Origin of the sequence: Gordonia neofelifaecis NRRL B-59395, assembly GCF_000192435.1 — a bacterium.
Taxonomy (GTDB): domain Bacteria; phylum Actinomycetota; class Actinomycetes; order Mycobacteriales; family Mycobacteriaceae; genus Gordonia; species Gordonia neofelifaecis.
On sequence record NZ_AEUD01000023.1, the window covers coordinates 17,082 to 39,401 of the forward strand.

Genomic DNA, 22,320 nt, shown 5'->3' on the forward strand with positions numbered 1-22,320 from the left:
CGTCTGCGCGACCGAAATGAAGGACCACGACGTGACCGAAACCGCCAAGCCCTCCGACGACGCCCCGGAAACCAAGGGCTCCGTCACCGCGAGCAACAGGCAGATCCGCAGCGCGCTGCTGCGCTACCGCATCTTCGCCTGGGTGACCGGCGTGTGGCTGCTCCTGCTCGTGGCCGAGATGGTCGTCGTAGCGCTGTCGGGTGGGTGGACGTGGTGGCAGACGGGCCTGACGGTGGTGCCCGCCGAGGGCGGAATCGTCGGCGTGATGAAACCGGTCCCGTTCGTCCACGGCTGGATCTACTTCATCTACCTGATCTGCACCGTCGATCTCTCGATCAAGGTCCGCTGGTCGCTGCCGAAGCTGGTGCTCACCGCGATCGCCGGCACCATCCCGTTCCTGTCGTTCTGGTTCGAGCACATCCGCACCCGCGAGGTCAAGGAAGAGTTCGGCATCGAGTAGAGCCGTTCAGTGGTCGCCTGTCTCGATCCCCAGCCGCTGCGCGGCAGCGCGGTACAGGACGACCACCTCGCGACGGATCGATGCGCGGTCGGTGAGTTCCTCGGCCCAGGGCACGCGCACTGATCGGTGCGCGCCGTCGACCGTCGCCGTCCATTCCCCCGCGGCCGAGTCGAACCCGGTCATCGTTGCCGCCGTCGCCTCCGGCTCGGCGAAGGCCCGCACGATCGCGAGATTGTCGTCGGCGTGGTCGTCGTTCATGTGAGAGAGGACCGCGGCGACGACGGACTCGTCGAAGTCCGTCACGACTGCCCCTCGGCGAGGGCCCGGAGCGCCGGAACCAACTGCGCCAGCGCCTTCCCGCGATGACTCAGTGCGTCCTTCTCCTCTGGCGCCAGCTCGGCGGACGTGCGGCCCGCGGCGATCTCGTCGTCGGGGATGAACAGGGGGTCGTAGCCGAAGCCGTTCGCGCCGCGCTCGTCGCGCAGGATGGTGCCGCGCCACTCGCCGCGAACGACGGCCTCCTCCCCGCCCGGTCGCACCAGCGCGCACACCGAGACGAACGCCGCGCCGCGCCGCTCGGCGGGGACGTCGGCGAGTTGGGCGAGCAGGAGGTCGTTGTTGGCGGCGTCGCCCTTGCCGCCGCTCCACCGTGCGGAGAGCACGCCGGGCATCCCATTCAGCGCATCGACTGCTAGGCCCGAGTCGTCGGCCAGCGACGGCAGACCGGTCTGCGCGACCGCCGCGCGCGCCTTGATCAACGCGTTGTCCTCGAAGGTCGCCCCGTCCTCCACCGGTTCCGGGTACGCGGCCACGTCTCCGAGGCCGAGCACCTCCAGCCCGGTGATGCCCGCGGCCTCCACGACGCGTCGCAGCTCGGCGAGCTTCTTGGCGTTGTTCGAGGCGAGGAGGACCTTGCCGGTCACTGCGCGCCGCCCGGGAGCAGGCCCGGGTACGGCTGCGCGAGCACCTCGCGCTGCGCGGCGACGATGTTCTCGATGCCGGCGCACGCGACGTCGAGCATCTTGTCGAGCGTGCCGCGAGCGAAGGTCGCGCCCTCGCCGGTGCCCTGCACCTCGACGAGCGTGCCCGCATCGGTTGCGACGACGTTCATGTCGACCTCGGCGCGCGAATCCTCTTCGTACGGAAGGTCGAGGCGGACGCGACCGTCGACGACGCCGACGCTGACCGCGGCGATGATGCACGACAGCGGCTGCGGGTCGGCGAGCTTGCCTCCCGCGCCGAGGTACGTGACCGCGTCGGCGAGCGCGACATACGCGCCGGTGATCGCGGCGGTCCGCGTACCGCCGTCGGCCTGCAGCACGTCGCAGTCGATCGCGATCGTGTTCTCGCCCAATGCGGCCAGGTCGATGCACGCGCGCAGCGAACGGCCGATCAGCCTGCTGATCTCGTGCGTCCGGCCGCCGATCTTGCCGCGCACCGACTCACGCTTCGAGCGCTCGTGCGTCGCGGCCGGGAGCATCGAGTACTCGGCGGTGAGCCAGCCGAGGCCCGAACCGCGCCGCCACGAGGGCACGCCCTCGGTGACGCTGGCCGTACACATGACGCGGGTGTTCCCGAACTCGACCAGTACCGAACCGGCCGGATGAGAGGTGAAACCGCGGGTGAACTTGATGGGCCGGAGTTCGTCGTCGGCCCTGCCGTCTGCTCGTGAAGTCACGCCCCCGACCTTACTGGACACTCCGACATATCCGCCGGTGAGGACGACGTGCCCCCGCAACCGCGCAACTCCGCGACGAACGCGCGGTCAGCGAGCGCGCGCCCGTCGTCGAACTGAGCGGATGCAACGAACGACCGCATCCGCGTAACCCACCGCCAGAAGCCGGCTTCACAACCCAGCTTCTAACGGCGGACTACGCGGATACCCCAGCAACGACCACCCCAGCCCGAGTGCCGAGGCTTCGACACGCTCCTCACTGCGTTCGTCGCGGCTCAACCAGCGAATCCGCCGCATCCGCGCAACTCCGCGACGAACGCGCGATCAGCGAGCGCGCGCCCGTCATCGAACTGAGCGGATACAACGAACGACCGCATCCGCGTAACCCACCGCCAGAAGCCGGCTTCACAACCCAGCTTCTAACGGCCGGCTACGCGGATACCCAGCAACGACCATCCCAGCCCGGGTGCCGAGGTTTCGACACCCTCCTCACTGCGTTCGTCGCGGCTCAACCAGCGAATCCGCCGCATCCGCGCAACTCCGCGACGAACGCGCGATCAGCGAGCGCGCGCCCGTCATCGAACTGAGCGGATACAACGAACGACCGCATCCGCGTAACCCACCGCCAGAAGCCGGCTTCACAACCCAGCTTCTAACGGCGGACTACGCGGATACCCCAGCAACGACCACCCCAGCCCGGGTGCCGAAGTTTCGACACCCTCCTCACTGCGTTCGTCGCGGCTCAACCAGCGAATCCGCCGCATCCGCGCAACTCCGCGACGAACGCGCGATCAGCGAGCGCGCGCCCGTCGTCGAACTGCGCGGATACCCAACAACGACCACCCCAGCCCGAGTGCCGAAGTTTCGACACCCTCCTCACTGCGTTCGTCGCGGCTCAACCAGCGGAACGACCGCCCGACTCAGCAGACCGGCTTACGCACCTCGATGACCTGGCCCTGGTGGACGAGCTGGAGGGGGCCGGCGTATTCGCCGGAGGCCTCGTCGAGGATGGCGGCGGAGTCGGCCCAGGGCACGACGTGGGTCAGGGCGAGCGAGCGCACCTTCGCGCGGTGTGCCACCTGTCCGGCTTCGACGCCGGACAGATGCAGGCCCTCGGGGCGCACGCCGGGCTCGTGAGTCCACGACGCCTCGCAGAGGAAGAGGTCCGAGTCGCGAGCCAGGTCGACGACCTCGTCGCAGATCCCGGTGTCGCCGCTGTAGACGAGGACCTCGCCGTCGGGGCCGGTGATCCGCAGGCCGAACGTGCTCGGCGGATGGTTCACTTTGAACGGCTCGATGTGCAGGCCGTGGATCTCGACCGGCTCGCGGTCGACCCACTCGCGGACGTCGTAGGTGTCCGACAGGTCGTCGACCTCACCGGGATACTCGGAGGCGCCGGCGCCGACCCGGACCGCCGTGCCTGCCGGTCCGTACAGGAGCGAGCGCTCCGTCGCGGGAGTCGGCGCCCAACGGCGCCAGACGAGCATCGCGGGCAGATCCATGCAGTGGTCGGCGTGCAGATGGCTGAGCAGAACCGCGACCCGATTCGGGTCCGCGTGCTGCTGCAACTCGCCGAAGACGCCGTGTCCGCAGTCGATCAGAACAGGCTGATGCCCGTCGGCCTGAACCAGGTAGCCGGAGCACGGCGCCCCGGGGCCGTTCACACTCCCCGAACACCCGAGCACCGTCAAACGCATGGCCAACACTCTGCCATGCCGACCCGAGAATCCGGCATCGAACCGGCCTCTTGTGACCGGTGAGTTGGTCCCGTGCCGACGGTGCGGAAGGCCACACGGCAGTGGTCAGAAGTGCTCCACGTGACCCACCGAAGGTCCCAAGAACCTGGTCGAGAGCTTGCGGAAGGATTCGGGATCGCCGGTCGCGGAGAACTGGCGACGCGCCTGCCTATTCGTGTGCGGATGCAGCGTGTCGCTCTCGGTCAGCACGCGGAACGTGTCCTTGGCAGTCTCCTCGGCGCTGGAGACGAGCGTGACCTCGTCGCCCATCACCAGTTGGACCACGCCGGACAGCAGTGGGTAGTGCGTGCAGCCCAGGACCAGGGTGTCCACGTCCGCCTCCTGCAGCGGCTCCAGGTAGCCCTCGGCGAGTCCGAGGATCTGACGGCCGCTCGTGATGCCGCGTTCCACGAAGTCGACGAAGCGCGGGCACGGGACCGCGGTGATCTCCACGTCGCGCGCGGCGGCGAACGAGTCCTGGTAGGCGCGCGAGGCGATGGTCGCCTCGGTGCCGATCACGCCGATTCGGCCGGTCTTGGTCGCGACCACGGCGCGACGCACCGCGGGCAGGATCACTTCGATCACCGGAATCGGCGCGTAGCGTTCGCGCGCATCCCGCAGACAGGCCGCCGACGCGGTGTTGCAGGCGATGACGATCGCCTTGACGCCACGCTGAACGAGTTCGTCGCCGATCGCGAGCGCGTGCTTGCGGATCTCCGGAATGCTCAACGGCCCGTAGGGACCGTTCGCGGTGTCGCCGATGTAGATGATGTCCTCGTCCGGCAGCTGATCGATGATCGCGCGCGCGACGGTGAGGCCGCCGACGCCCGAGTCGAAGATGCCGATGGGACCGGTTCCCAGCTCGGTTATCGCGGGCCTCCCTTGAGTTCTGGTCGAGTGCGCGCGGAGCCGCCGGCATCGCGTCGATCCGACAGCATCCAGGCCGCCAGCACACCGCCGACCGCCCCGAACAGATGTCCCTGCCACGACACTCCGTCGCCGTGAGGCAGTACACCCCACAGGATTCCACCGTAGACCGCGAGCAGGACGACGCCGCCGAGGACCTGCCAGACGTCGCGGTTGAACAGCCCCCGGATCAACAGGTACGACAACCAGCCGAAGACGATCCCGGACGCACCGATCGTCACCGACCCCGACGGCGCCGTCAGCCAGACGCCGAAGCCGCTGACCACCCACACGATCGCCGTGACCCAGAGGAAACGGCCCGACATCAGGAGCAGGAATCCGAGCACCACGCCCGGAATCAGGTTGCCGATCAGGTGCGCGAAGTCCGCGTGCAGCAGCGGCGCCCAGAGGATGCCGTCGAGGCCCGACAGCTGTCGCGGCACGATGCCGTACTCGTCGAGGTCCCCACCGATCGCCATGTCGATCGCCTCGATCACCAGCAACACGACGGCGATGACGCCCATCGTGATGCCCGACCGCTCCCACTTGGGCATCGGCGACCCGCTCGGCTCCGGGAGGCGAGGGGCGGACGGCGACTCGATCCCGCCGCTCATGCGTCGCCGAAGGCGGAGAACAGGACGTCGCGATACGCCGGGATCCCGGCGACGCCGGTCGCGGACACGACCGCCGACACGATCGCGCGCTGCACGACCGTCGCGGACGCCTCGGCGAGCGCGGCGACGATCGCCGTGTCCGGATCCATGCCGGGCGGCACGTCGACGGCGGCGTCCGGGTCCGCGGCCTTCTCCCCCGTCGCGACGGCGAACAGGGTGTCGCCGTCGAGCGGCGAATGGGCCGGCCGGACCGCGCGAGCCAGGCCGTCGTGGCCGGCCATCGCCAATCGCCGTGTGCTCGCGACCGACAGCGCCGCATCGGTCGCGACCACACCGATCGTCGTATTGAGGACGGTGCCCTTGGCGGTGAGCTCGGCGAGCCGCTTGATCTCCAGCTGCTTCGGCGCCCGGAGACGGTGCAGGTCCAGGTCGTCGGCCGCCCACGGCAGCCCCGTCGACGGGTCGATCACCCCGCCGACCGGATTCGCGACCACCAGCGCGCCGACGGTCAGCCCGCGCGCCGGGCCCTCCGGCACGGTGACCGATGCGGTGCCGACGCCGCCTTTGAGCGCGCCGGCGCGGGCACCGACACCGGCCCCGACCGATCCGATCGCGAAGTCCGTGCGGGCGGCGGCCAGGGCCCGTGCGCCGAAGTCGGCGGTCGGCCGGTTCTCCCAGCGGCCCACCGGGAGGTCGAAGATCACGGCGGCCGGCACGATCGGGACCACGTGGCCCTGGCGGTCCATCGGCAGGCCGACACCGGCCTCCTCGAGTCCGCGCATGACGCCGTCCGCCGCCGCCAGACCGTAGGCGCTGCCGCCGGTCAGCACGATCGCGTCGGCGCCACGCACGGTGTTCACCGGATCGAGCAGGTCGGTCTCTCGAGTGCCCGGACCGCCGCCGCGGACGTCGACCGCCGTCGCAGAGCCGCGCGGCAGCGTCACGACGGTCGTGCCGGTGGCCCACCCGCGTCCCGGCTCGGTCGGCGTCGCGAGGACCACCTCGTCGTCGAGTCGATGCCAATGGCCCACCGCGACGCCCGCGACATCGCTGAGCCGATTGCCCGGACGCGACACCGATCCGGACGGCACGCTCACCACTGCGGGCCCCAGTCCCCCTGTCCCAGGTCGCCCTGCGACGGATCCTCGGGCTGCGTCCACTCCGCCGACATCAGCGCCTCGACCAGCAGTCCCTGGACTACCGACAGCCAGTCGTAGACGTCCTGGTGGGCGGCGTGCGGATGATCGGGCGGGAGCTTCGACGGCTCGTCGGTGATGCCCAGCATCGCGCCGAGCGCCAACCGGATGTCGGTCAGTGCGGTGAGCCAGCAGTCGGCCTGCTCCTCGGTGAGCGAGACGTCGCCGCCGTCGCCGGGCAGGGTGTCGAGAACGACGCCGGCCGCCGCGAGTTTGGCGTCGATGATCTGCGGCTCGTTGACGCTGCGCAGACCGCCGTTGAGGTCTGCCGCGATCGGGCCCGCCACCATCTCCGGCTCCTGATCCGGCCGGTGGAAGTCCGGGAGCAGCCGGCCGAGGGTGACGTCGTCCGGCGCGCGGCTGTGCCCGGTGGCGATGCCCGTCAGCTCCGACAGCGCGTCGCGCGGCGCGGTCTCCGACCGCTCGTTCAGCAGTTCGGTGATCGACTCGACCATCGACGCCAGCAGTTGGCATTCGTAGTTCTCGAGGTTCGAGCAGATGCGGACGTCGTCGCCCGCACCGATCCGCCGCCAGGTCCGCATCAGGAGTCGTGCTGCATGGTCGCCCACAGACCGGCCGCATGCAGTTTGCGGACGTCGGCCTCCATCTTCACGCGGTCGCCACTGGAGACGACCGCCTTCCCCTCGGTGTGCACCTGCATCATCAACGCCTTGGCCTTCTCCTCGGAGTAGCCGAACACCTTCTGGAACACATAGGCGACGTAGTTCATCAGGTTCACCGGGTCGTCCCACACCAACGTCACCCACGGGCGGTCGTGCGTCACCTCGGGTTCTGCCACCGCGGTACCGGTGGCAGTACCTGGGGTCGCCTCATCGCGCGCCATGAGTAATAGGGTAGCGAAGGTGACCAGTACCGCGCTGCTGACCGATCATTACGAGCTGACCATGCTGTCGGCTGCCCTGCAGGCCGGGACGGCCCAGCGCAGCTGTGTGTTCGAGGTCTTCGCACGCAGGCTTCCGGACGGTCGTCGGTACGGCGTCGTCGCAGGCACGGGCCGAGTTCTCGACGCCTTGGACGGCTTCCGTTTCGGGGCCGAGGAGATCGACGCGCTGCGCGGAGTGGTCGACGCGGACACGCTCGACTGGCTCTCCGACTACCGGTTCTCCGGCGAGATCGACGGGTACCGCGAGGGCGAGCTGTACTTCCCCGGTTCGCCGATCATGACCGTCCGCGGCGGCTTCGCCGAAGCGGTGATCCTCGAGACGGTGATCCTGTCGATCCTCAATCACGACAGCGCGATCGCCTCGGCGGCCGCGCGCATGGTGAGCGCCGCCGCCGGTCGGCCGATCATCGAGATGGGCGGGCGACGGACCCATGAGCGCGCCGCCGTCGCCTCGGCTCGCGCCGCCTACCTGGCGGGCGTCGACGCGACCAGCAATCTGGAGGCCGCCCGCACCTACGGCGTCCCCAGCGCGGGGACGGCGGCGCACGCCTTCACCCTGTCGTTCGCACACGCCGACGGCAGCGACGAGCGGGCCGCGTTCGCCGCACAGATCGACGCGCTCGGCGTCGGCACGACCCTCCTGGTCGACACCTACGACATCACCACCGGAGTCCGGAACGCGATCGAGGTGGCGGGCACCTCGCTCGGCGCCGTCCGCATCGACTCCGGCGACCTCGGCGTCCTCGCGCGCCAGGTCCGACAGCAGCTCGACGATCTCGGGGCGACCGAGACCAAGATCGTGGTCTCCGGCGATCTCGACGAGTACGCGATCGCGTCGCTGCGCGCGGAACCCGTCGACATCTACGGCGTGGGCACCTCGCTGGTCACCGGCAGCGGCTCGCCGACGGCCGGGATGGTGTACAAGCTCGTCGAGGTCGACGGCGTACCCGTCGCGAAGCGGTCCAGCCGCAAGGAGAGCCACGGCGGCGGCAAGCGCGCCGTCCGCGTCGCCCGGGCCACCGGCACCATCGTCGAAGAGGTGATCCTGCGCGACGACGCCCCCGCCGACGTGCGCATTCCGGGTACCGACGGGCTCGACGTCCGAGACCTCCAGATCCCACTGGTCCGGGGCGGCGTCCGGGTGGCGGCCCCGCCTACACTGGAGGAGTCGCGCGGGCACCTCGCACATGCGCTCGTCACCCTCCCCTGGGAGGGACTCGGACTCAGTCACGGCGATCCCGCGATCCCCACCCGCTACCTGAACGAACCGGAGAGTCGATGACCGTCGAGGCCCGTCCACCGAGCAGTCGCGCCCTGGTCGTCGTCGACGTTCAGAACGACTTCTGCGAAGGCGGATCCCTCGCAGTCGCCGGCGGAGCCGCCGTCGCCGCCGGCGTCAACCGCCTGTTCGACGACTACCCGCTGGTGGTCGCGACCCGCGACTTTCACGTCGATCCCGGCGCGCACTTCTCCGACCGGCCCGACTTCGTCGACAGCTGGCCGCCGCACTGCGTCGTCGGCACCGCGGGCGCCGACTTCCACCCCGCGCTCGCGACCGCACCGCTGCAGGCCGTCTTCTCGAAGGGCGAGTACACCGCCGCCTACTCCGGTTTCGAGGGCCGCGACGCCGACGGGACGAGCCTGCGCGACTGGCTCACCGCCCGCGAGGTGACCGACGTCGACGTCGTCGGCATCGCGACCGATCACTGCGTGCGCGCGACCGCGGTCGACGCGGCCGCCGCCGGCTTCCGGACGCGCGTCCTGCTCGATCACACGGCCGCGGTCGCCGAGGCCACCACTGCGACGGCGTTCGACGTCCTACGCGACGCGGGGGTCGAACTCGTCGGCCACCTGAGCCACACCGGCGCCGCACGCGAAGCCGGCGCGACCGAGTGAGCGTCCCCGACATTCCAGAACTGCTCACTGTCGCCGTCGAGTCCCTCGGCGGTGCGCGGCGGGACGGTCAGCTCGCGATGGCCGAGGCCGTCGGCGACGCGATCGAGAACGACCACCACCTCGCCGTGCAGGCGGGCACCGGCACCGGCAAGTCCCTCGCATATCTGATCCCGTCGGTGCGGCACGCCGTCGACGCCAACGAGACCGTCGTCGTCTCGACCGCCACCATCGCGCTGCAGCGCCAGCTCACCGAACGCGACCTCCCCCGACTGGCCGGGGCACTGAAGGAGCCGCTCGGGCGCGAGCCGTCGTTCGCGATCCTCAAGGGGCGCGCCAACTACCTGTGCCTGAACAAGATCCATTCCGGCGTCGCCGACGAGGATCCGAACGCCGAGTTGTTCGACGCCTTCGACCTGTCGCGGATGGGCCGGGAGGTGACGCGGCTGCGCGAGTGGACCTCGGACACCGAGACCGGCGACCGCGACGACCTCTCCCCCGGCGTCAGCGATCAGTCGTGGCGCCAGGTCAGCGTCTCGTCGCGCGAATGCCTCGGCGCGGCGAACTGCCCGTACGGCGAGGACTGCTTCGCCGAACTGGCGCGAAAGAAGGCCGGCGCCTCCGACATCGTCGTCACGAACCACGCCATGCTCGCGATCGATGCGATGAGCCCGGCCACGATCCTGCCCGAGCATCGCGTCGTCGTGATCGACGAGGCGCATGAACTCGTGGACCGGATCACCTCGGTGACCACGGAGGAGATCTCGGCGGCCGGCGTCTCGCAGGTCGCGCGACGACTCGGCAAGTTGATCGACGACGACACCGCCGACGCGCTGGTCGGTGCGGGCGAGCAGCTCGAGCTGCTGCTTGAGGACTGCCCCGTGGGCGAGTGGACCCGACTGCCGTCCGGCGCCCCGGAGATCCTCGCCTCGCTGCGCGACCGCCTGTGGAACGCGCGTTCGGCCGTCGGCCCGGCGCCCAGTGCGTCCTCGGGGTCGGGCTCGGACCCGGAGGCCGCCGCCGCACGGCAGATGGCGCTGTCGGCCGCCGACTCACTGCACGACTCCGTGGTCCGCGTCCTCACCGTCTTCGGCGAGGCCGACATCACTAAGCGGCACGACGTGGTCTGGCTGTCGGCCGACCGGGTCCGCAGCACCGTCCGCAGGACGCTGCGCATCGCACCGCTGTCGGTGGCCGGCCTTCTGCGAACCTCGCTGTTCACCGATTCGACCGTGATCCTGACCTCGGCGACGCTGACCATCGGCGGCAACTTCGACGCGCTCGCACGCACCTGGGGACTGCCCGCGCACGGCGGGAAGGACGTCGAAGCAGCGGGCTGGCGCGGCATGGACGCCGGCAGCCCGTTCGACTACCCGCGCTCGGCGATCCTCTACGTCGGCAAGCACCTGCGAGCCCCCGGGCGTGACGGCATCGCCGAGTCCACCCTCGACGAGATGGTCGACCTGATGAACGCCGCGGGCGGTCGCACGCTCGGCCTGTTCTCGTCGATGCGCGCCGCGAAGGAGGCGACGGAGAAGCTGCGCGACCGCGTCGGATTCCCGATCCTGTGCCAGGGCGACGATGCGACCTCGACCCTCATCGAGAAGTTCGCGGCCGATGAGGCGACCTGCCTCTTCGGCACCTTGTCGCTGTGGCAGGGCGTCGACGTCCCCGGACCGTCCCTGCGGTTGGTGATGATCGACCGGATCCCGTTCCCCCGGCCCGACGATCCCCTGCTGTCGGCACGGCAGCGCGACGTGGACGCCCGCGGCGGCAACGGCTTCCTCACCGTCTCGGCCAACCACGCGGCGCTCCTGCTGGCCCAGGGCGCCGGCCGACTGCTCCGGGCCACCGACGACCGCGGTGTGGTCGCCGTCCTCGACTCCCGCCTGGCCACCGCACGATACGCGGGCTACCTGCTCGCCGGACTGCCGCCGTTCTGGCGGACCACCGATCCGAAGGCCGTGCGGGCCGCGCTGTCACGTCTCACCACCGCTGCCGTCAAGTGAGCGATCCGGACACCGCTCCCCTGTGGCGACGGCTGGGCGCACATCCGGGACCGTCCGGCACGTCGTTCCGGGTCTGGGCACCCAATGCTCGTGCGGTCACCGTCTTCGGCGACTTCGACGACTGGGCCGCGGCCGATCACCCGATGGACCGCGGACCGGACGGCGTCTGGACCGCGTGCGTCGAGGCCGCGCGACCGGGGATGTCGTACAAGTACCGGATCGTCGGCGCCGACGGACTGATCCGTGACAAGGCCGACCCGCTCGCCCGCGCCGCCCAACTCCCGCCCGAGACCGCATCGGTGATCGTGGGCGAATCGACCTTCGAGTGGACCGACGCGGACTGGGTCGCCGACCGTCCGGATCGACGGCCCCGCGCGGAGCCCATGTCGATCTACGAAGTGCATCTCGGATCCTGGCGCGCCGGGCTCGGCTACCGCGAGGCCGCCGTCGAGCTGGCTCAGTACGCCGTCGATCACGGCTTCACCCACGTCCAGCTGATGCCGGTCACCGAGCATCCCTACGGCGGGTCGTGGGGATACCAGGTGGGTTCGTATTTCGCGCCGTCGAGCCGTTGGGGCACCGCCGACGACTTCCGGTTCTTCGTCGACCATCTCCACGCATGCGGAATCGCCGTTCTGCTCGACTGGGTGCCCGCCCACTTCCCGAAGGACCCGTTCGCCCTCGGGGAGTTCGACGGCACACCGCTGTACGAGCACGCCGATCCACTGCGGCGCGAGCAGCCCGACTGGGGCACCTACGCGTTCAACCTCGGGCGGTCGGAGGTCAGGGACTTCCTCCTGGCCGCGGCCGTCTACTGGTGCACCGAGTTCCATCTCGACGGACTGCGCGTGGACGCCGTCGCCTCCATGCTGTATCTCGACTACTCGCGTGGCGAGGGCCAGTGGCGGCCCAACGCGCGCGGCACCAATGAGAACGACGAGGCGGTCGAGTTCCTGCGACGTCTCAACGACGCCGTCCACACCGCGTGCCCCGGGACCCTGATGATCGCCGAGGAGTCCACCGCCTGGCCAGGTGTCACAGCCGCCACCGACCACGGTGGTCTCGGCTTCGACTTCAAGTGGAACCTGGGCTGGATGCACGACCTGCTGTCGTACGTGTCCCGGCCGCCCGAGTACCGCGCGGAAGTCCAAGAGCACGTCGCGTTCTCGCTGACTCACGCGACGGCCGAACACTACGTGCTCCCCATCAGTCACGACGAGGTGGTGCACGGCAAGGGCACGCTGCTCACTCGCATCCCCGACTCGGGCGATCGGGCGGCGGGCGTCCGGCTCACGCTCGCCTTCCAGTGGGCGCATCCGGGCAAGAAGCTGCTGTTCATGGGACAGGAGTTCGGACAGGTCCGCGAATGGGCCGACGACCGCGAGCTCGACTGGGGGCTGCTCGACGACGGGTGCCCCGACGCCCCGATGCACCGCGGGATCGCGCTGGCCGCGACCGATCTCGCCCGACTGCACGCCGACCTTCCCGCATTCCACCGACTCGACGGCGACGCGCGCGGCTTCGCCTGGCTCGACGCGCGCGATGTCCGCAACACCGTGATCGGCTTCCTGCGGCTCGCCGACGGCGCGGCCCCCGTGGCCTGCGTGTTCAACTTCTCCGACCGTGACCTCTACGGCTATCGCCTCGGCTTTCCCGCCGCCGGCCCGTGGCTCGAGATCCTCAACACCGCCGCCCGCGAATACGGCGGTCACGGCGTCGGCAACCTCGGCCGCATCGTCGCCGTCGACGAGCCGAGTCACGGCCGTCCCTACAGTGCCACCATCACGCTGCCTGCGTCGGCTGCGGTGTTCTTCACGCCGGAGGCGTAGGCCGTCCCGGTCGGCCTACAGCCGCCGCTCGCAACTCAGCGGAACACCAGCCCGCCGTCGATCAGCCCAGCCTGTCCGGTCATGTAATCGGAGTCCGGGCTCGCCAGGTACGAGACGTAGGCCGCGACGTCCTCAGGCGTCTGCGCCCGGCCGAGCGCAATGCCGCCGACGAACTTGTCGTAGGTTTCGCCGACTGCGGCGCCGGTCAGATCCGCGAACGCCTGGTCGATCTCGACCCACATGTCGGTGCCGACGACGCCCGGGCAGTAGGCGTTGACGGTGATCTGGTCGGCGGCGAGTTCGCGCGCAGCCGCCTGCGTCAGGCCCCGGACCGCGAACTTCGTGGCGCTGTACGGACCGAGCATTGGGAAGCCGTCGTGACCGGCGATCGACGACGCATTGATGATCTTCCGGACGAGAGGCTCGTCGCTGCCGGCCGCCTGCCTGCGGAACGCATCGGCCGCCGCCTGGATGCCCCAGACGACGCCGTTGACGTTGATCCTCCAGAGCCGGTCCAGCGCCTCCGGCGTCGCATCGGTCACCTGACCGACCATCGCGATGCCCGCGTTGTTCACGACGACGTCGAGCCGGCCGAGTTCGCCGAGCGCACGACCGGTCGCCGCGAACACGGCGTCCCGGTCGGAGACGTCGGCGGCGATCGTGATCGCGTTCCGGCCGACCGCGCGGACATCCGCGGCGGTGTCGGCGACGGACTCCTCGGTCAGGTCGACGAGGGCCAGATCGAAGCCGTCAGCCGCGAGGCGTCGCGCGATTCCCGCGCCGATTCCGCGCCCGGCGCCGGTCACGAGAGCTACTCGGGTCTGCTCCATGTCTCCTCCAGATCCACTGGCGCCCCTCCCGACGAGGATCGCTTCGACTCAGTGTGGATCCGGAGTTCAGCGCCCGACAGGGTTGCAGCGGGTTGCAATCCCGTCGCGCAGATCAGTACAGCGCGGTCGCCAGCTTCCGCCGTGCGGCGACCACGAACGGCTCGGCCGGGTCGAAGAGGTCGAAGAGCTCGAGCAGACGGGCACGGGCCCGACCGCGATCATCGTCGCGGGTGACCTTGATCAGGTCGATGAGCCGATCGAACGCGGCTTCCGGCCGCTGGCCGAGCAGGAGCACGTCGGCCGCGGCGAGCTGAGCGTCGACGTCGCCCGGTGCGGCGTCATTGACGACGTCCGGATCGTGCGCCTGAGCTCGAGTCACGAACTCGAGGTTCCGCACCACCGACGCCGCTTCGACGTTGTTCGGCTCCAGCTGGGCGATCGCCCGGTACGCGTCCAGCGCCCCGTCCATGTCGCCCGAGTTCATCAGTTCCTCGGCCGCCGCCATGCGCGGGTCCTGCTCGGGCTCGGGCGCGCCGCCCTCGTCGGCGAGCTCGGGCAACAGGTGCCCGGCCTTCGCGAAGATCTCATCGATCCAGCCCTGGATCTGATCGGCCGGCTGCGCTCCTTCGAACATCGCCACCGGACGCCCCGCCACGAGTGCCACCACCGTCGGGACCGACTGGGCGCCGAAGGCCTGTGCGATCCGCGGATTCGCGTCGACGTCCACGCGTGCGAGTACCCAGCGACCGCCCGACGCCTCCGCGAGACTCGCCAGTGTCGGCGAGAGCTGCCTGCTCGGCTCGGCCCACGCGGCCCACAGGTCGACGACCACCAACTGCCGGGTCGACCGTTCGACGATCTCCGTCTCGAAGCTGAGTTCGTCGACGTCGATGACGGCCGATCCAGTCGGCGCACCGGCCTGGCCGGCATCCGGACGAGACTCAGGAGCGGGCCGAGCCCGCGTAGGTCCTCGCGGCGCGTGTCGACCCTCTGCAGTGGCCTTGAGAACTGACAGATCTACTGCGCCCGCCATCGCAATGGCGGCATTCGCCTGTTCCTGGCGTCGGGAAGGTCCGGTCACACGTTCAGTGTGTCACGATCCTCATGCACGGCGAACTCCGAGTCGGACAGTTCGCCGAGATGCCCGTTCTTCTTCGCCCAGCTCTCGAACCACAGGGTGAAGAACGGCGGAATCGAGGCCAGGAGCGCCAGCACCAGCACCTTGAAGTTCCACTTCAGCGCACGTGCGGTCAGCAGCGTGACGATGAGGTAGATGACGAATGCCGCGCCGTGCAGCGAACCCGGGATCATGGTCGCGGAGTCGATGCCCGCACCGTACTTCACGGCCATGCCGATCAGCAGCAGACCCCACGTGATCGCCTCGATGACGGCGATCAGCCGAAAACGCTTGGCCGGGGTCGAGACGTCGAAGAAGTCCTTCACGCCGATCACGCCTTCGGGACGCGCACGATGAGGGCGTCGCCCTGGCCGCCCGCGCCGCACAGCGCGGCGACACCGACACCACCGCCGCGGCGGACCAGCTCGAACACGAGGTGCAGGGTGATGCGAGCGCCCGAGGTGCCGATCGGGTGACCGAGCGCGATGCCGCCGCCGTTCACGTTCACCTTCTCCGGGTCCACGCCGAGCGCGCGGGTGGAGGCCAGACCGACGGCCGAGAAGGCCTCGTTGATCTCCAGGAGGTCGAGGTCGGCGGGCGTGATGCCCTCGCGCTCGCAGGCCTTGGTGATGGCGTTCGCAGGCTGCATCTGCAGCGACGAGTCGGGGCCGGCGACGACGCCGTGGGCGCCGATCTCGGCGAGCCACGTCAGACCGAGCTCCTCGGCCTTCGCCTTGCTCATCACCACGACGGCCGCGGCGCCGTCGGAGATCTGCGAGGAGTTGCCCGCGGTGATCGTGCCGCCCTTGCGGAACGCCGGACGCAGACCCGACAGCGTCTCGACCGTGGTGTCCGCGCGGACGCCCTCGTCGGCCGTGAACTGGATCGGGTCGCCCTTGCGCTGCGGGATCTCGACCGGGACGATCTCGTCGTCGAAGAGGCCCTTGGCTGCGGCCTCGGCGGCCAGCCGGTGGCTGCGCGCGGCGAACGCGTCCTGCTCTTCACGGGTGAAGCCGTCGGTGTCGTTGCCCTGCTCGGTCAGTGCGCCCATCGGCTGATCGGTGAACGCATCGTGCAGACCGTCGAACGCCATGTGGTCGACGAGCTCGGTGTTGCCGTACTTGAAGCCGCCGCGGCTGCCCGGCAGCACGTGCGGAGCCTGGGTCATCGACTCCTGACCGCCGGCGACCACGCAGTCGAACTCACCGGCGCGGATCAGCTGGTCGGCCAGCGCGATCGCATCGATGCCCGACAGGCACATCTTGTTGATCGACAGTGCCGGAACGTCCCAGCCGATGCCGGCCTTGACCGAGGCCTGGCGAGCGGGCATCTGCCCGGCACCGGCGGTCAGCACCTGCCCCATGATCACGTAGTCGACCTGAGCCGGATCCACGCCGCCGCGGTCGAGCGCTCCCTTGATGGCGATCGCGCCGAGATCGACAGCGGAGAAGTTCTTCAGCGAGCCCATCAGCCGGCCCTGCGCGGTGCGGGCACCGGAAACGATCACTGTGGTGTTGTCGGACATGTATCAGCTCCTTGGCATGGGGCAGCGGTTTGATCACGGCGGCCCGCGCCGTCGCTGCTGTCGTGCTCGGGTGGCCGCGATGCGACCCCCGTCTACTACAACGCTACCGTTATGGCATGACTGACTCCCCATCGAACGACGTGACAAGCGCCACCACCGACAGCGCCCTGACCTCGATCGGCGACCTCGTGACCGCCATCGACCACGTGGGTCTGGCGGTCCCCGATCTCGACGTCGCCGCCGCGTGGTGGCTCGACAACTTCGGATTCGTGAATCAGCACGAGGAGGTGAACGAGGAGCAGCGCGTCCGCGAGGCGATGATCGGTCCCGAGGGCGGCGACACGATGATCCAGCTCCTCACTCCGCTGAACGAGGAGTCGACCATCGCGAAGTTCCTCGACCGCAACGGCCCGGGCATGCAGCAGATGGCCGTGCGCGTCACCGATCTCGACGAGGTCGCCAAGCGTCTGACCTCCGCAGGCGTACGTCTCCTGTACCCCGCACCCAAGCGCGGCACCGCCGACTCGCGGATCAACTTCGTCCACCCCAAGGACGCGGGCGGCGTCCTCCTCGAGCTCGTCGAACCGGCCGCCTCTCACTGAATCTCTGCATACCCGGATCACCGCACGGGCGGTCGGCTGCGTCGCCGGCCGCCCGCTGTTATCAAATCGGTCTCAGACACCCCGCCGGCGATGCTGAAATCGGGCGCTGGTCGGCCATAGACTGGCTACATGTCAGCCCCTGGACATCGTCAGAGCCCCTTCCCCATCGTGATGCGCGGATACGACCGCGATCAGGTCACCGACCACCTGCGACGGCTCGATGCCGAATTGCGCATGATGGCCGCCGATCGTGACGCCGCTCATGCCAATTCCGACGAGTTGCAGGGTCACCTCGACGAGGCGCGCCACCGCATCCGGGACCTCCAGGACGAGGTGAACACCCTCTCGGTGCCGCCGACGACCGTCGCGGGGATGACCGACCGGGTCTCGCGGATGCTGCAGCTCGCCACCGACGAGGCCAGCGAGGTCCGGGCGAACGCGCGCGACGAGGCCGACGAGACGGTGTCCGTCGCCCGCCAGGAGGCCGACGACATCCGTGCCTCGGCCGCCGCGGCAGCCACCCGCACCAAGGAGCTCGCACAGGAGCACGCAGACTCCATCATCACCGACGCCGAGAAGCGCGCCGCGGAGATCGACGAGGCCGCCCAGAAGCGTGCGGAGGAGTCGAAGAAGGAGCAGGAGGACGCGCGCAAGCGTGCGCAGGAGATCATCGCGGCTGCAGAGGCGGACGCGGCGCGGCTGCGCGGGGCCGCCCACAACATCTCGATGACGCGGCTGGCCCGGTCACGCGATCTCGCCGAGTCCGCCCACGACGCCCACCGTCAGATCCTCGATCACCTCGACGCGCTGCGTGAGCACATCACCAACCTGCCCGACGCGCTGGCGCTGTCGGAGGAGGAGCGCGATCTGGTCTCGCTGACCGAGACCGACGATCTGGAGCTGCTCAATCGCACGCTGCTGGGCCGCGACAAGTTCTCGGCGTCGGACGCTGCGACGCCCGCCGAGAAGACGGACGTCCTCGGCGCGGTCGACGATGAGTACGACGAGGAGTTCGAGAACGACCGCTACGGCCACGGGCCCCGCGACGAGGCCAAGAAGGGCGATCAGGTCACCGCCTGATCGATCGGCGAGCGGGAGCTCAGAACAGCTTGAACTCGTTGTTCTCCGTGCCGCGCAGTTTGTCGTAATCCAGGGTGACGCAACGGATTCCGCGGTCGTTCGCGAGGGTCTTCGCCTGCGGCTTGATCGCTTGGGCGGCGAACACGCCGCTGACCGGGGCGATCGTCGCGTCACGGTTCAACAGGTCGAGGTAGCGCGTCAGCTGTTCCACACCGTCGATCTCGCCGCGACGCTTGATCTCCACGGCGACGGTGTGTCCGTCGGCGTCACGGCAGAGGATGTCGACGGGCCCGATCGCCGTCATGTACTCCCTCCGGATGAGGGTGTAGCCGGGCCCGAGCGTCTCGATGTGCTCGGCCAGCAGCTCCTGAAGATGGGCTTCGACGCCGTCCTTCACCAGACCGGGGTCGAGTCCGAACTCGTGGCTCGAGTCGTGATGGAACTCGGCGATGCTGATCCGCAGTTGTTCGCCTGCCTTGTTCTCGACCACCCAGACCGCGTCGATCCCGTCGGTTCCCTCGGCCGGCGGCTCTTCGACGAGCCAGCACGGCGGGCTCATCCAGTTGAGCGGTTTGTAGGCGCGGTCGTCCGCGTGGATGCTCACGGACCCATCCGACTTGATGAGGATCAGCCGCTTCGACATCGGCAGATGAGCGGTGAGGCGACCGACGTAGTCGACCTGGCAATCGGCAATCACAAGACGCACATCGCAGAGTGTAGTGGAGGCCCCCGACAGCTCCGGGTCCGCCGCAGCACGCATGTCGCAGCGCTACCCTGGGGAACCATGAGCGAGAGCAGTGGCACCGCGATTCGACTCCCCGACGCCGCAGCAGACCTGCTGCGAGAAGTCCCCACCGGCCTCTGGATCGGCTCCGGTCCGTGCCCGTCGTCCGACGGATCCACCTTCGACGTGCTGAACCCGGCGACCGGCGGTTCGCTGGCCACCGTTGCGAACGCCACCGTCGACGACGCCGTCGCCGCCGTCGACGCCGCGGCAGCCGCCGCCGACGAGTGGGCTGCGACTCCGCCGAGGACACGCGGCGAGATCCTACGGGCCTCGTTCGAGACGATCACCCGACGCCGCGAGGACTTCGCTCTGCTGATGACCCTCGAGATGGGCAAGACGCTCGACGAGAGCCGAGGCGAAGTCGCCTATGGTGCCGAGTTCTTCCGATGGTTCTCCGAGGAGGCCGCCCGGATCAACGGGCGCGTGACCACCGCGCCGTCGGGGAACGGCGAGATCGTGGTGACCAAGGAACCGGTCGGGATCTGTCTGGCCGTGACTCCGTGGAACTTTCCCCTGGCGATGGGGACGCGAAAGATCGGTCCGGCGCTCGCGGCCGGCTGCACCATGGTGGTCAAACCGTCGGAGGACACGCCTCTCACCACTCTCCTTCTCGCGAAAGTGATGAGCGAGGCCGGACTCCCGCCCGGTGTCCTGTCCGTCATCCCCACCATGCGAGCACCCGAAGTGGTCGCCGCGGTGATGGCCGACGAACGGCTGCGAAAGGTCTCCTTCACCGGGTCCACGCAGGTGGGCCGCAAGCTGCTCGAGCAGGCCGCCGGTCACGTCCTCCGGACATCGATGGAGTTGGGCGGCAACGCTCCGTTCATCGTCTTCGACGACGCCGACCTCGACGCCGCTGTCGACGGCGCGATAGCCGCGAAGATGCGCAACGGCGGTGAGGCCTGCACTGCGGCCAACCGGATTCTGGTCCAGAACTCCGTGCGCGAGGAGTTCACCGCGAAGCTCACCGAACGGATCGCGGCCACCGAGGTCGGCCCCGGCTGGGAGCCTGGATCTCTGCTCGGACCCATCATCAATGCGCGGCAGCGCGAGCGGATCGCTGATCTCGTGGACGACGCCGCGTCCGACGGCGCTGTGCTCCACACCGGCGGCAGTATCCTGCCGGGGCCCGGCTTCTTCTATCAGCCCACTGTCCTCGATCAGATCCCTGCCGGCGCCGCCATCCTCCGAGAGGAGATCTTCGGGCCCGTCGCGGCGATCACTGGATTCGACACCGAAGACGAGGCGATCGCCCTCGCCAACGGCACCGAGTTCGGTCTCGCGTCGTACTTCTACTCCACCGATCTCGCGCGAGTGCAGCGCGTCTCCCGCCGGATTCAAGCCGGAATGGTCGGCGTGAACCGGGGCGTCATCTCCGATCCGGCTGCCCCGTTCGGCGGGATCAAGCAGTCGGGGCTCGGTTCCGAAGGCGGCTCCGAGGGCATTCAGGAATACCTGAATACCAAGTACGTGGCTCTGCCTCCGATTCCGACGCCGGACACGCCCTGATCCCGCCTCAGTAATACGATCCGTGCTCACCGGATCGGAACGTCAACAGATCGTCGGCGATGATCGTGGCGTAGACGAACACCAGGATGCCGACCATCTGCAGCCACACATCGCTGACGACCCCGATCGGGATGGTGGCCAGCGCCACCGCGGCGGCCAGCAACCGCATCCAGGGCCGAGGTAGTCCGAGCGCCGACCGGAACACCGTCTGCCCCAGCATGTACAGGGCGACGCCGCCGGACAACGCGGTGGCCTGCGCCCAGGTCGCTTCGTCGCCCGCACGGGCGATGGTCATACCCAGCCCCGCCGCCGTGAAAACGATGCCGAGCAGCATCGGCACCGCACCGTACCCGTAGGCCACGAGAGCCGGTCGATTCCGGCTCGCCACCGGCAGTCGTTCGAGTGCCAGCTGTCCGTGCTCGTCGTCGGTCCCGAAGAACGCCCACCACATCACGTAGCAGATGCTCAGCCCGAGTCCGATCTCGAAGAAGAACCTCGCATCCATCGACAGCCCCGTGAGCCCTGCACCCACGCCGACAATCGATTCGCCGATCGCGATGATCAGCACGCCCCCGAAGCGCTCACAGTAGTGCGACGGTCGGACGATGAATCCGGTGTCGGCCGAGCTCATGGCGGGAAGCAGAAGGAGGACCGCCACTGCCGCTCCCCACCACACGTAGGCCGCGGCCCCGTGGACGTAGCCGCCGATCAGCACCAGGATCGCCGCGCCGAGGTTCACCGGCAGGATCCGAAGAATCGCCCGCGACGACGACTCCCCGCCCGCCACTCGAAACATGACCGCGTGCAGCAACGTCACACCGAGGAACGCCCACCCGAACACAAGTCCCCTGCCGCTCACCGCGTCGGGCACCGCGAGGGCGATGGCGAAGAACCCGAACATCCCGATCAGAAGCAACGTCCTGCGCCCAGTGGTCGACGGCGCCACCTCGTTCGTCAGCCACATGAACCCGCTGTACATCCACCACGTGATGCTGAAGATGAGCGCGACCTCGCCGGCCACACCCCATGTCGGATCGATGCTGAATGCATGCGTCAGCTGGGTGATCGTGAAGACGAACACGAGGTCGAAGAAGAGCTCCAGAGTCGACGCGCTCGACTGCCCGCCGAGTTCCTCCGCACCGGCTTCCTCCGTCATTCGATGAAGCGTACCCGCAGCCGAGCGGTCGGACTCCCCCCGTCGGTTGAGTGTGTGTCTTCGTTGGATGCGCGGCCGCCCCTCGTTGGTTGAGCGAGCGGTCTTCGTTCGTTGAGCGTGCGGCCTTCGTTGATGGAGCGAGCGCCCCCTCCGTTGGTTGAGCGAGCGGAGCGAGTCGAAACCACCCGCACCAATACGCCGGAACTCACTCCCAGCGTATTCTCGCGGTGGTTTCGACTCGCTGCGCTCGCTCAACCAACGGAGGGGGCGCTCGCTCAACCAACGGAAGGGAGGGCCGCTCAACCTACGAAGGGCGGCCGGCTCGATCACTGTCAGGGTGGTCGAGTCAGCTTCCGAGCGGAGCGAGGAAGCGTATCGAGACCCCCACCCCAAACAACCCGTCAATGCGGAAAGTCCCCGACCGGAAAACCGGTCGGGGACTCCCCAAAGTTGTGTTCGGCGGTGACCTACTCTCCCACACCCATTACAGTG

Annotated in this window: 23 protein-coding genes; 8 read left to right on the forward strand and 15 right to left on the reverse strand. The window is 69.2% G+C overall.

Annotated elements, in window-relative coordinates; genetic code table 11:
- Nucleotides 1–31 precede the first annotated feature (31 nt).
- The gene (locus SCNU_RS18595) at nt 32–460 is read left to right on the forward strand and encodes a DUF3817 domain-containing protein (RefSeq protein WP_238526490.1); all 429 of its coding nucleotides are present in this window, start codon (nt 32–34) and stop codon (nt 458–460) included.
- A gap of 6 nt (nt 461–466) precedes the next feature.
- On the opposite strand, the gene SCNU_RS18600 is transcribed toward SCNU_RS18595, so the two are convergent.
- The 9 genes from SCNU_RS18600 to clpS form a co-directional block, all read right to left on the reverse strand.
- A complete protein-coding gene (locus SCNU_RS18600; protein ID WP_009680964.1) occupies nt 467–763 on the reverse strand; it encodes a DUF2470 domain-containing protein in 297 nt (98 codons plus the stop codon).
- On the reverse strand, nt 760–1,383 hold the full coding sequence (rdgB, locus tag SCNU_RS18605) for an RdgB/HAM1 family non-canonical purine NTP pyrophosphatase (protein ID WP_009680965.1): 624 nt from the start codon (nt 1,381–1,383) through the stop codon (nt 760–762). The genes SCNU_RS18600 and rdgB overlap by 4 nt, the downstream gene beginning before the upstream one ends.
- Nucleotides 1,380–2,138, reverse strand: a complete 759-nt coding sequence (gene rph, locus SCNU_RS18610) for a ribonuclease PH (protein WP_009680966.1) — start codon at nt 2,136–2,138, stop codon at nt 1,380–1,382. The genes rdgB and rph overlap by 4 nt, the downstream gene beginning before the upstream one ends.
- Before the next feature lie 917 nt (nt 2,139–3,055).
- Complete coding sequence (locus SCNU_RS18615) at nt 3,056–3,832, reverse strand: cyclic nucleotide-degrading phosphodiesterase (RefSeq protein WP_040518904.1); 777 nt, start codon at nt 3,830–3,832, stop codon at nt 3,056–3,058.
- Between the two features lie 105 nt (nt 3,833–3,937).
- Nucleotides 3,938–4,741 (reverse strand): glutamate racemase, encoded by an 804-nt coding sequence (gene murI / locus SCNU_RS18620; RefSeq protein ID WP_083812636.1) that lies wholly within the window; start codon nt 4,739–4,741, stop codon nt 3,938–3,940.
- A complete protein-coding gene (locus tag SCNU_RS18625) occupies nt 4,738–5,331 on the reverse strand; it encodes a rhomboid family intramembrane serine protease (protein ID WP_009680969.1) in 594 nt (197 codons plus the stop codon). Before SCNU_RS18625 ends, murI begins: the two co-directional genes overlap by 4 nt.
- A gap of 56 nt (nt 5,332–5,387) precedes the next feature.
- Nucleotides 5,388–6,491, reverse strand: coding sequence for a P1 family peptidase (locus tag SCNU_RS18630; RefSeq protein WP_009680970.1), 1,104 nt, complete (start codon nt 6,489–6,491; stop codon nt 5,388–5,390).
- Nucleotides 6,485–7,129, reverse strand: coding sequence for an oxidative stress transcriptional regulator AosR (aosR, locus tag SCNU_RS18635; RefSeq protein ID WP_009680971.1), 645 nt, complete (start codon nt 7,127–7,129; stop codon nt 6,485–6,487). The genes SCNU_RS18630 and aosR overlap by 7 nt, the downstream gene beginning before the upstream one ends.
- Nucleotides 7,129–7,431 carry an ATP-dependent Clp protease adapter ClpS gene (gene clpS, locus SCNU_RS18640; RefSeq protein WP_175284131.1) on the reverse strand — a complete coding sequence of 101 codons (303 nt, stop codon included), beginning with the start codon at nt 7,429–7,431 and terminating at the stop codon, nt 7,129–7,131. Before clpS ends, aosR begins: the two co-directional genes overlap by 1 nt.
- Here clpS and SCNU_RS18645 point away from each other — a divergent pair.
- From SCNU_RS18645 to glgB, 4 genes are read left to right on the forward strand one after another with little or no spacing between them, the layout of a single operon-like run.
- Nucleotides 7,430–8,773, forward strand: coding sequence for a nicotinate phosphoribosyltransferase (locus tag SCNU_RS18645; protein WP_175284132.1), 1,344 nt, complete (start codon nt 7,430–7,432; stop codon nt 8,771–8,773). The genes clpS and SCNU_RS18645 overlap by 2 nt on opposite strands.
- Complete coding sequence (locus SCNU_RS18650) at nt 8,770–9,387, forward strand: isochorismatase family protein (protein ID WP_009680974.1); 618 nt, start codon at nt 8,770–8,772, stop codon at nt 9,385–9,387. Before SCNU_RS18645 ends, SCNU_RS18650 begins: the two co-directional genes overlap by 4 nt.
- On the forward strand, nt 9,384–11,393 hold the full coding sequence (locus SCNU_RS18655) for an ATP-dependent DNA helicase (RefSeq protein WP_009680975.1): 2,010 nt from the start codon (nt 9,384–9,386) through the stop codon (nt 11,391–11,393). The genes SCNU_RS18650 and SCNU_RS18655 overlap by 4 nt, the downstream gene beginning before the upstream one ends.
- The gene (gene glgB / locus SCNU_RS18660; protein ID WP_009680976.1) at nt 11,390–13,222 is read left to right on the forward strand and encodes a 1,4-alpha-glucan branching protein GlgB; all 1,833 of its coding nucleotides are present in this window, start codon (nt 11,390–11,392) and stop codon (nt 13,220–13,222) included. Before SCNU_RS18655 ends, glgB begins: the two co-directional genes overlap by 4 nt.
- Before the next feature lie 35 nt (nt 13,223–13,257).
- Here the strand turns inward: glgB and SCNU_RS18665 are convergent, their stop codons facing one another.
- From SCNU_RS18665 to SCNU_RS18680, 4 genes are all read right to left on the reverse strand, one after another.
- Entirely contained in the window at nt 13,258–14,052 is a 795-nt protein-coding gene (locus SCNU_RS18665) for an acetoin reductase (RefSeq protein WP_009680977.1), read from the reverse strand.
- 112 nt (nt 14,053–14,164) lie between these two features.
- On the reverse strand, nt 14,165–15,085 hold the full coding sequence (locus SCNU_RS18670; protein WP_009680978.1) for a tetratricopeptide repeat protein: 921 nt from the start codon (nt 15,083–15,085) through the stop codon (nt 14,165–14,167).
- A 44-nt stretch (nt 15,086–15,129) separates the two neighbouring features.
- Entirely contained in the window at nt 15,130–15,495 is a 366-nt protein-coding gene (locus SCNU_RS18675; RefSeq protein ID WP_050792872.1) for a DUF3817 domain-containing protein, read from the reverse strand.
- Between the two features lie 5 nt (nt 15,496–15,500).
- A complete protein-coding gene (locus SCNU_RS18680; RefSeq protein WP_040518897.1) occupies nt 15,501–16,694 on the reverse strand; it encodes an acetyl-CoA C-acetyltransferase in 1,194 nt (397 codons plus the stop codon).
- 116 nt (nt 16,695–16,810) lie between these two features.
- Here SCNU_RS18680 and mce point away from each other — a divergent pair, with 116 nt between their 5' ends.
- Both mce and SCNU_RS18690 read left to right on the forward strand, forming a co-directional pair.
- Nucleotides 16,811–17,296, forward strand: coding sequence for a methylmalonyl-CoA epimerase (mce, locus tag SCNU_RS18685; RefSeq protein ID WP_040518898.1), 486 nt, complete (start codon nt 16,811–16,813; stop codon nt 17,294–17,296).
- Nucleotides 17,297–17,425: 129 nt separating this feature from the next.
- The gene (locus SCNU_RS18690) at nt 17,426–18,376 is read left to right on the forward strand and encodes a DivIVA domain-containing protein (RefSeq protein ID WP_040518899.1); all 951 of its coding nucleotides are present in this window, start codon (nt 17,426–17,428) and stop codon (nt 18,374–18,376) included.
- 19 nt (nt 18,377–18,395) lie between these two features.
- Here SCNU_RS18690 and nucS read toward each other — a convergent pair whose 3' ends face one another.
- Entirely contained in the window at nt 18,396–19,082 is a 687-nt protein-coding gene (gene nucS / locus SCNU_RS18695) for an endonuclease NucS (RefSeq protein WP_009680983.1), read from the reverse strand.
- Nucleotides 19,083–19,160: 78 nt separating this feature from the next.
- On the opposite strand from nucS, the gene SCNU_RS18700 reads away from it, so the two are divergent.
- The gene (locus SCNU_RS18700) at nt 19,161–20,672 is read left to right on the forward strand and encodes an NAD-dependent succinate-semialdehyde dehydrogenase (protein ID WP_009680984.1); all 1,512 of its coding nucleotides are present in this window, start codon (nt 19,161–19,163) and stop codon (nt 20,670–20,672) included.
- 7 nt (nt 20,673–20,679) lie between these two features.
- Here the strand turns inward: SCNU_RS18700 and SCNU_RS18705 are convergent, their stop codons facing one another.
- The gene (locus SCNU_RS18705; RefSeq protein ID WP_009680985.1) at nt 20,680–21,828 is read right to left on the reverse strand and encodes a low temperature requirement protein A; all 1,149 of its coding nucleotides are present in this window, start codon (nt 21,826–21,828) and stop codon (nt 20,680–20,682) included.
- Nucleotides 21,829–22,320 lie beyond the last annotated feature (492 nt).

Coding starts and splice junctions, on each gene's coding strand:
- SCNU_RS18615 (WP_040518904.1), bottom strand. CDS start 3,832: ATGCGTTTGACGGTGCTCGGGTGTTCGGGGAGTGTGAACGGCCCCGGG.
- SCNU_RS18625 (WP_009680969.1), bottom strand. CDS start 5,331: ATGCCCAAGTGGGAGCGGTCGGGCATCACGATGGGCGTCATCGCCGTC.
- aosR (WP_009680971.1), bottom strand. CDS start 7,129: ATGCGGACCTGGCGGCGGATCGGTGCGGGCGACGACGTCCGCATCTGC.
- SCNU_RS18645 (WP_175284132.1), top strand. CDS start 7,430: ATGAGTAATAGGGTAGCGAAGGTGACCAGTACCGCGCTGCTGACCGAT.
- clpS (WP_175284131.1), bottom strand. CDS start 7,431: ATGGCGCGCGATGAGGCGACCCCAGGTACTGCCACCGGTACCGCGGTG.
- SCNU_RS18650 (WP_009680974.1), top strand. CDS start 8,770: ATGACCGTCGAGGCCCGTCCACCGAGCAGTCGCGCCCTGGTCGTCGTC.
- SCNU_RS18665 (WP_009680977.1), bottom strand. CDS start 14,052: ATGGAGCAGACCCGAGTAGCTCTCGTGACCGGCGCCGGGCGCGGAATC.
- SCNU_RS18670 (WP_009680978.1), bottom strand. CDS start 15,085: ATGGCGGGCGCAGTAGATCTGTCAGTTCTCAAGGCCACTGCAGAGGGT.
- SCNU_RS18680 (WP_040518897.1), bottom strand. CDS start 16,694: ATGTCCGACAACACCACAGTGATCGTTTCCGGTGCCCGCACCGCGCAG.
- mce (WP_040518898.1), top strand. CDS start 16,811: ATGACTGACTCCCCATCGAACGACGTGACAAGCGCCACCACCGACAGC.
- SCNU_RS18690 (WP_040518899.1), top strand. CDS start 17,426: ATGTCAGCCCCTGGACATCGTCAGAGCCCCTTCCCCATCGTGATGCGC.
- SCNU_RS18700 (WP_009680984.1), top strand. CDS start 19,161: ATGAGCGAGAGCAGTGGCACCGCGATTCGACTCCCCGACGCCGCAGCA.
- SCNU_RS18705 (WP_009680985.1), bottom strand. CDS start 21,828: ATGACGGAGGAAGCCGGTGCGGAGGAACTCGGCGGGCAGTCGAGCGCG.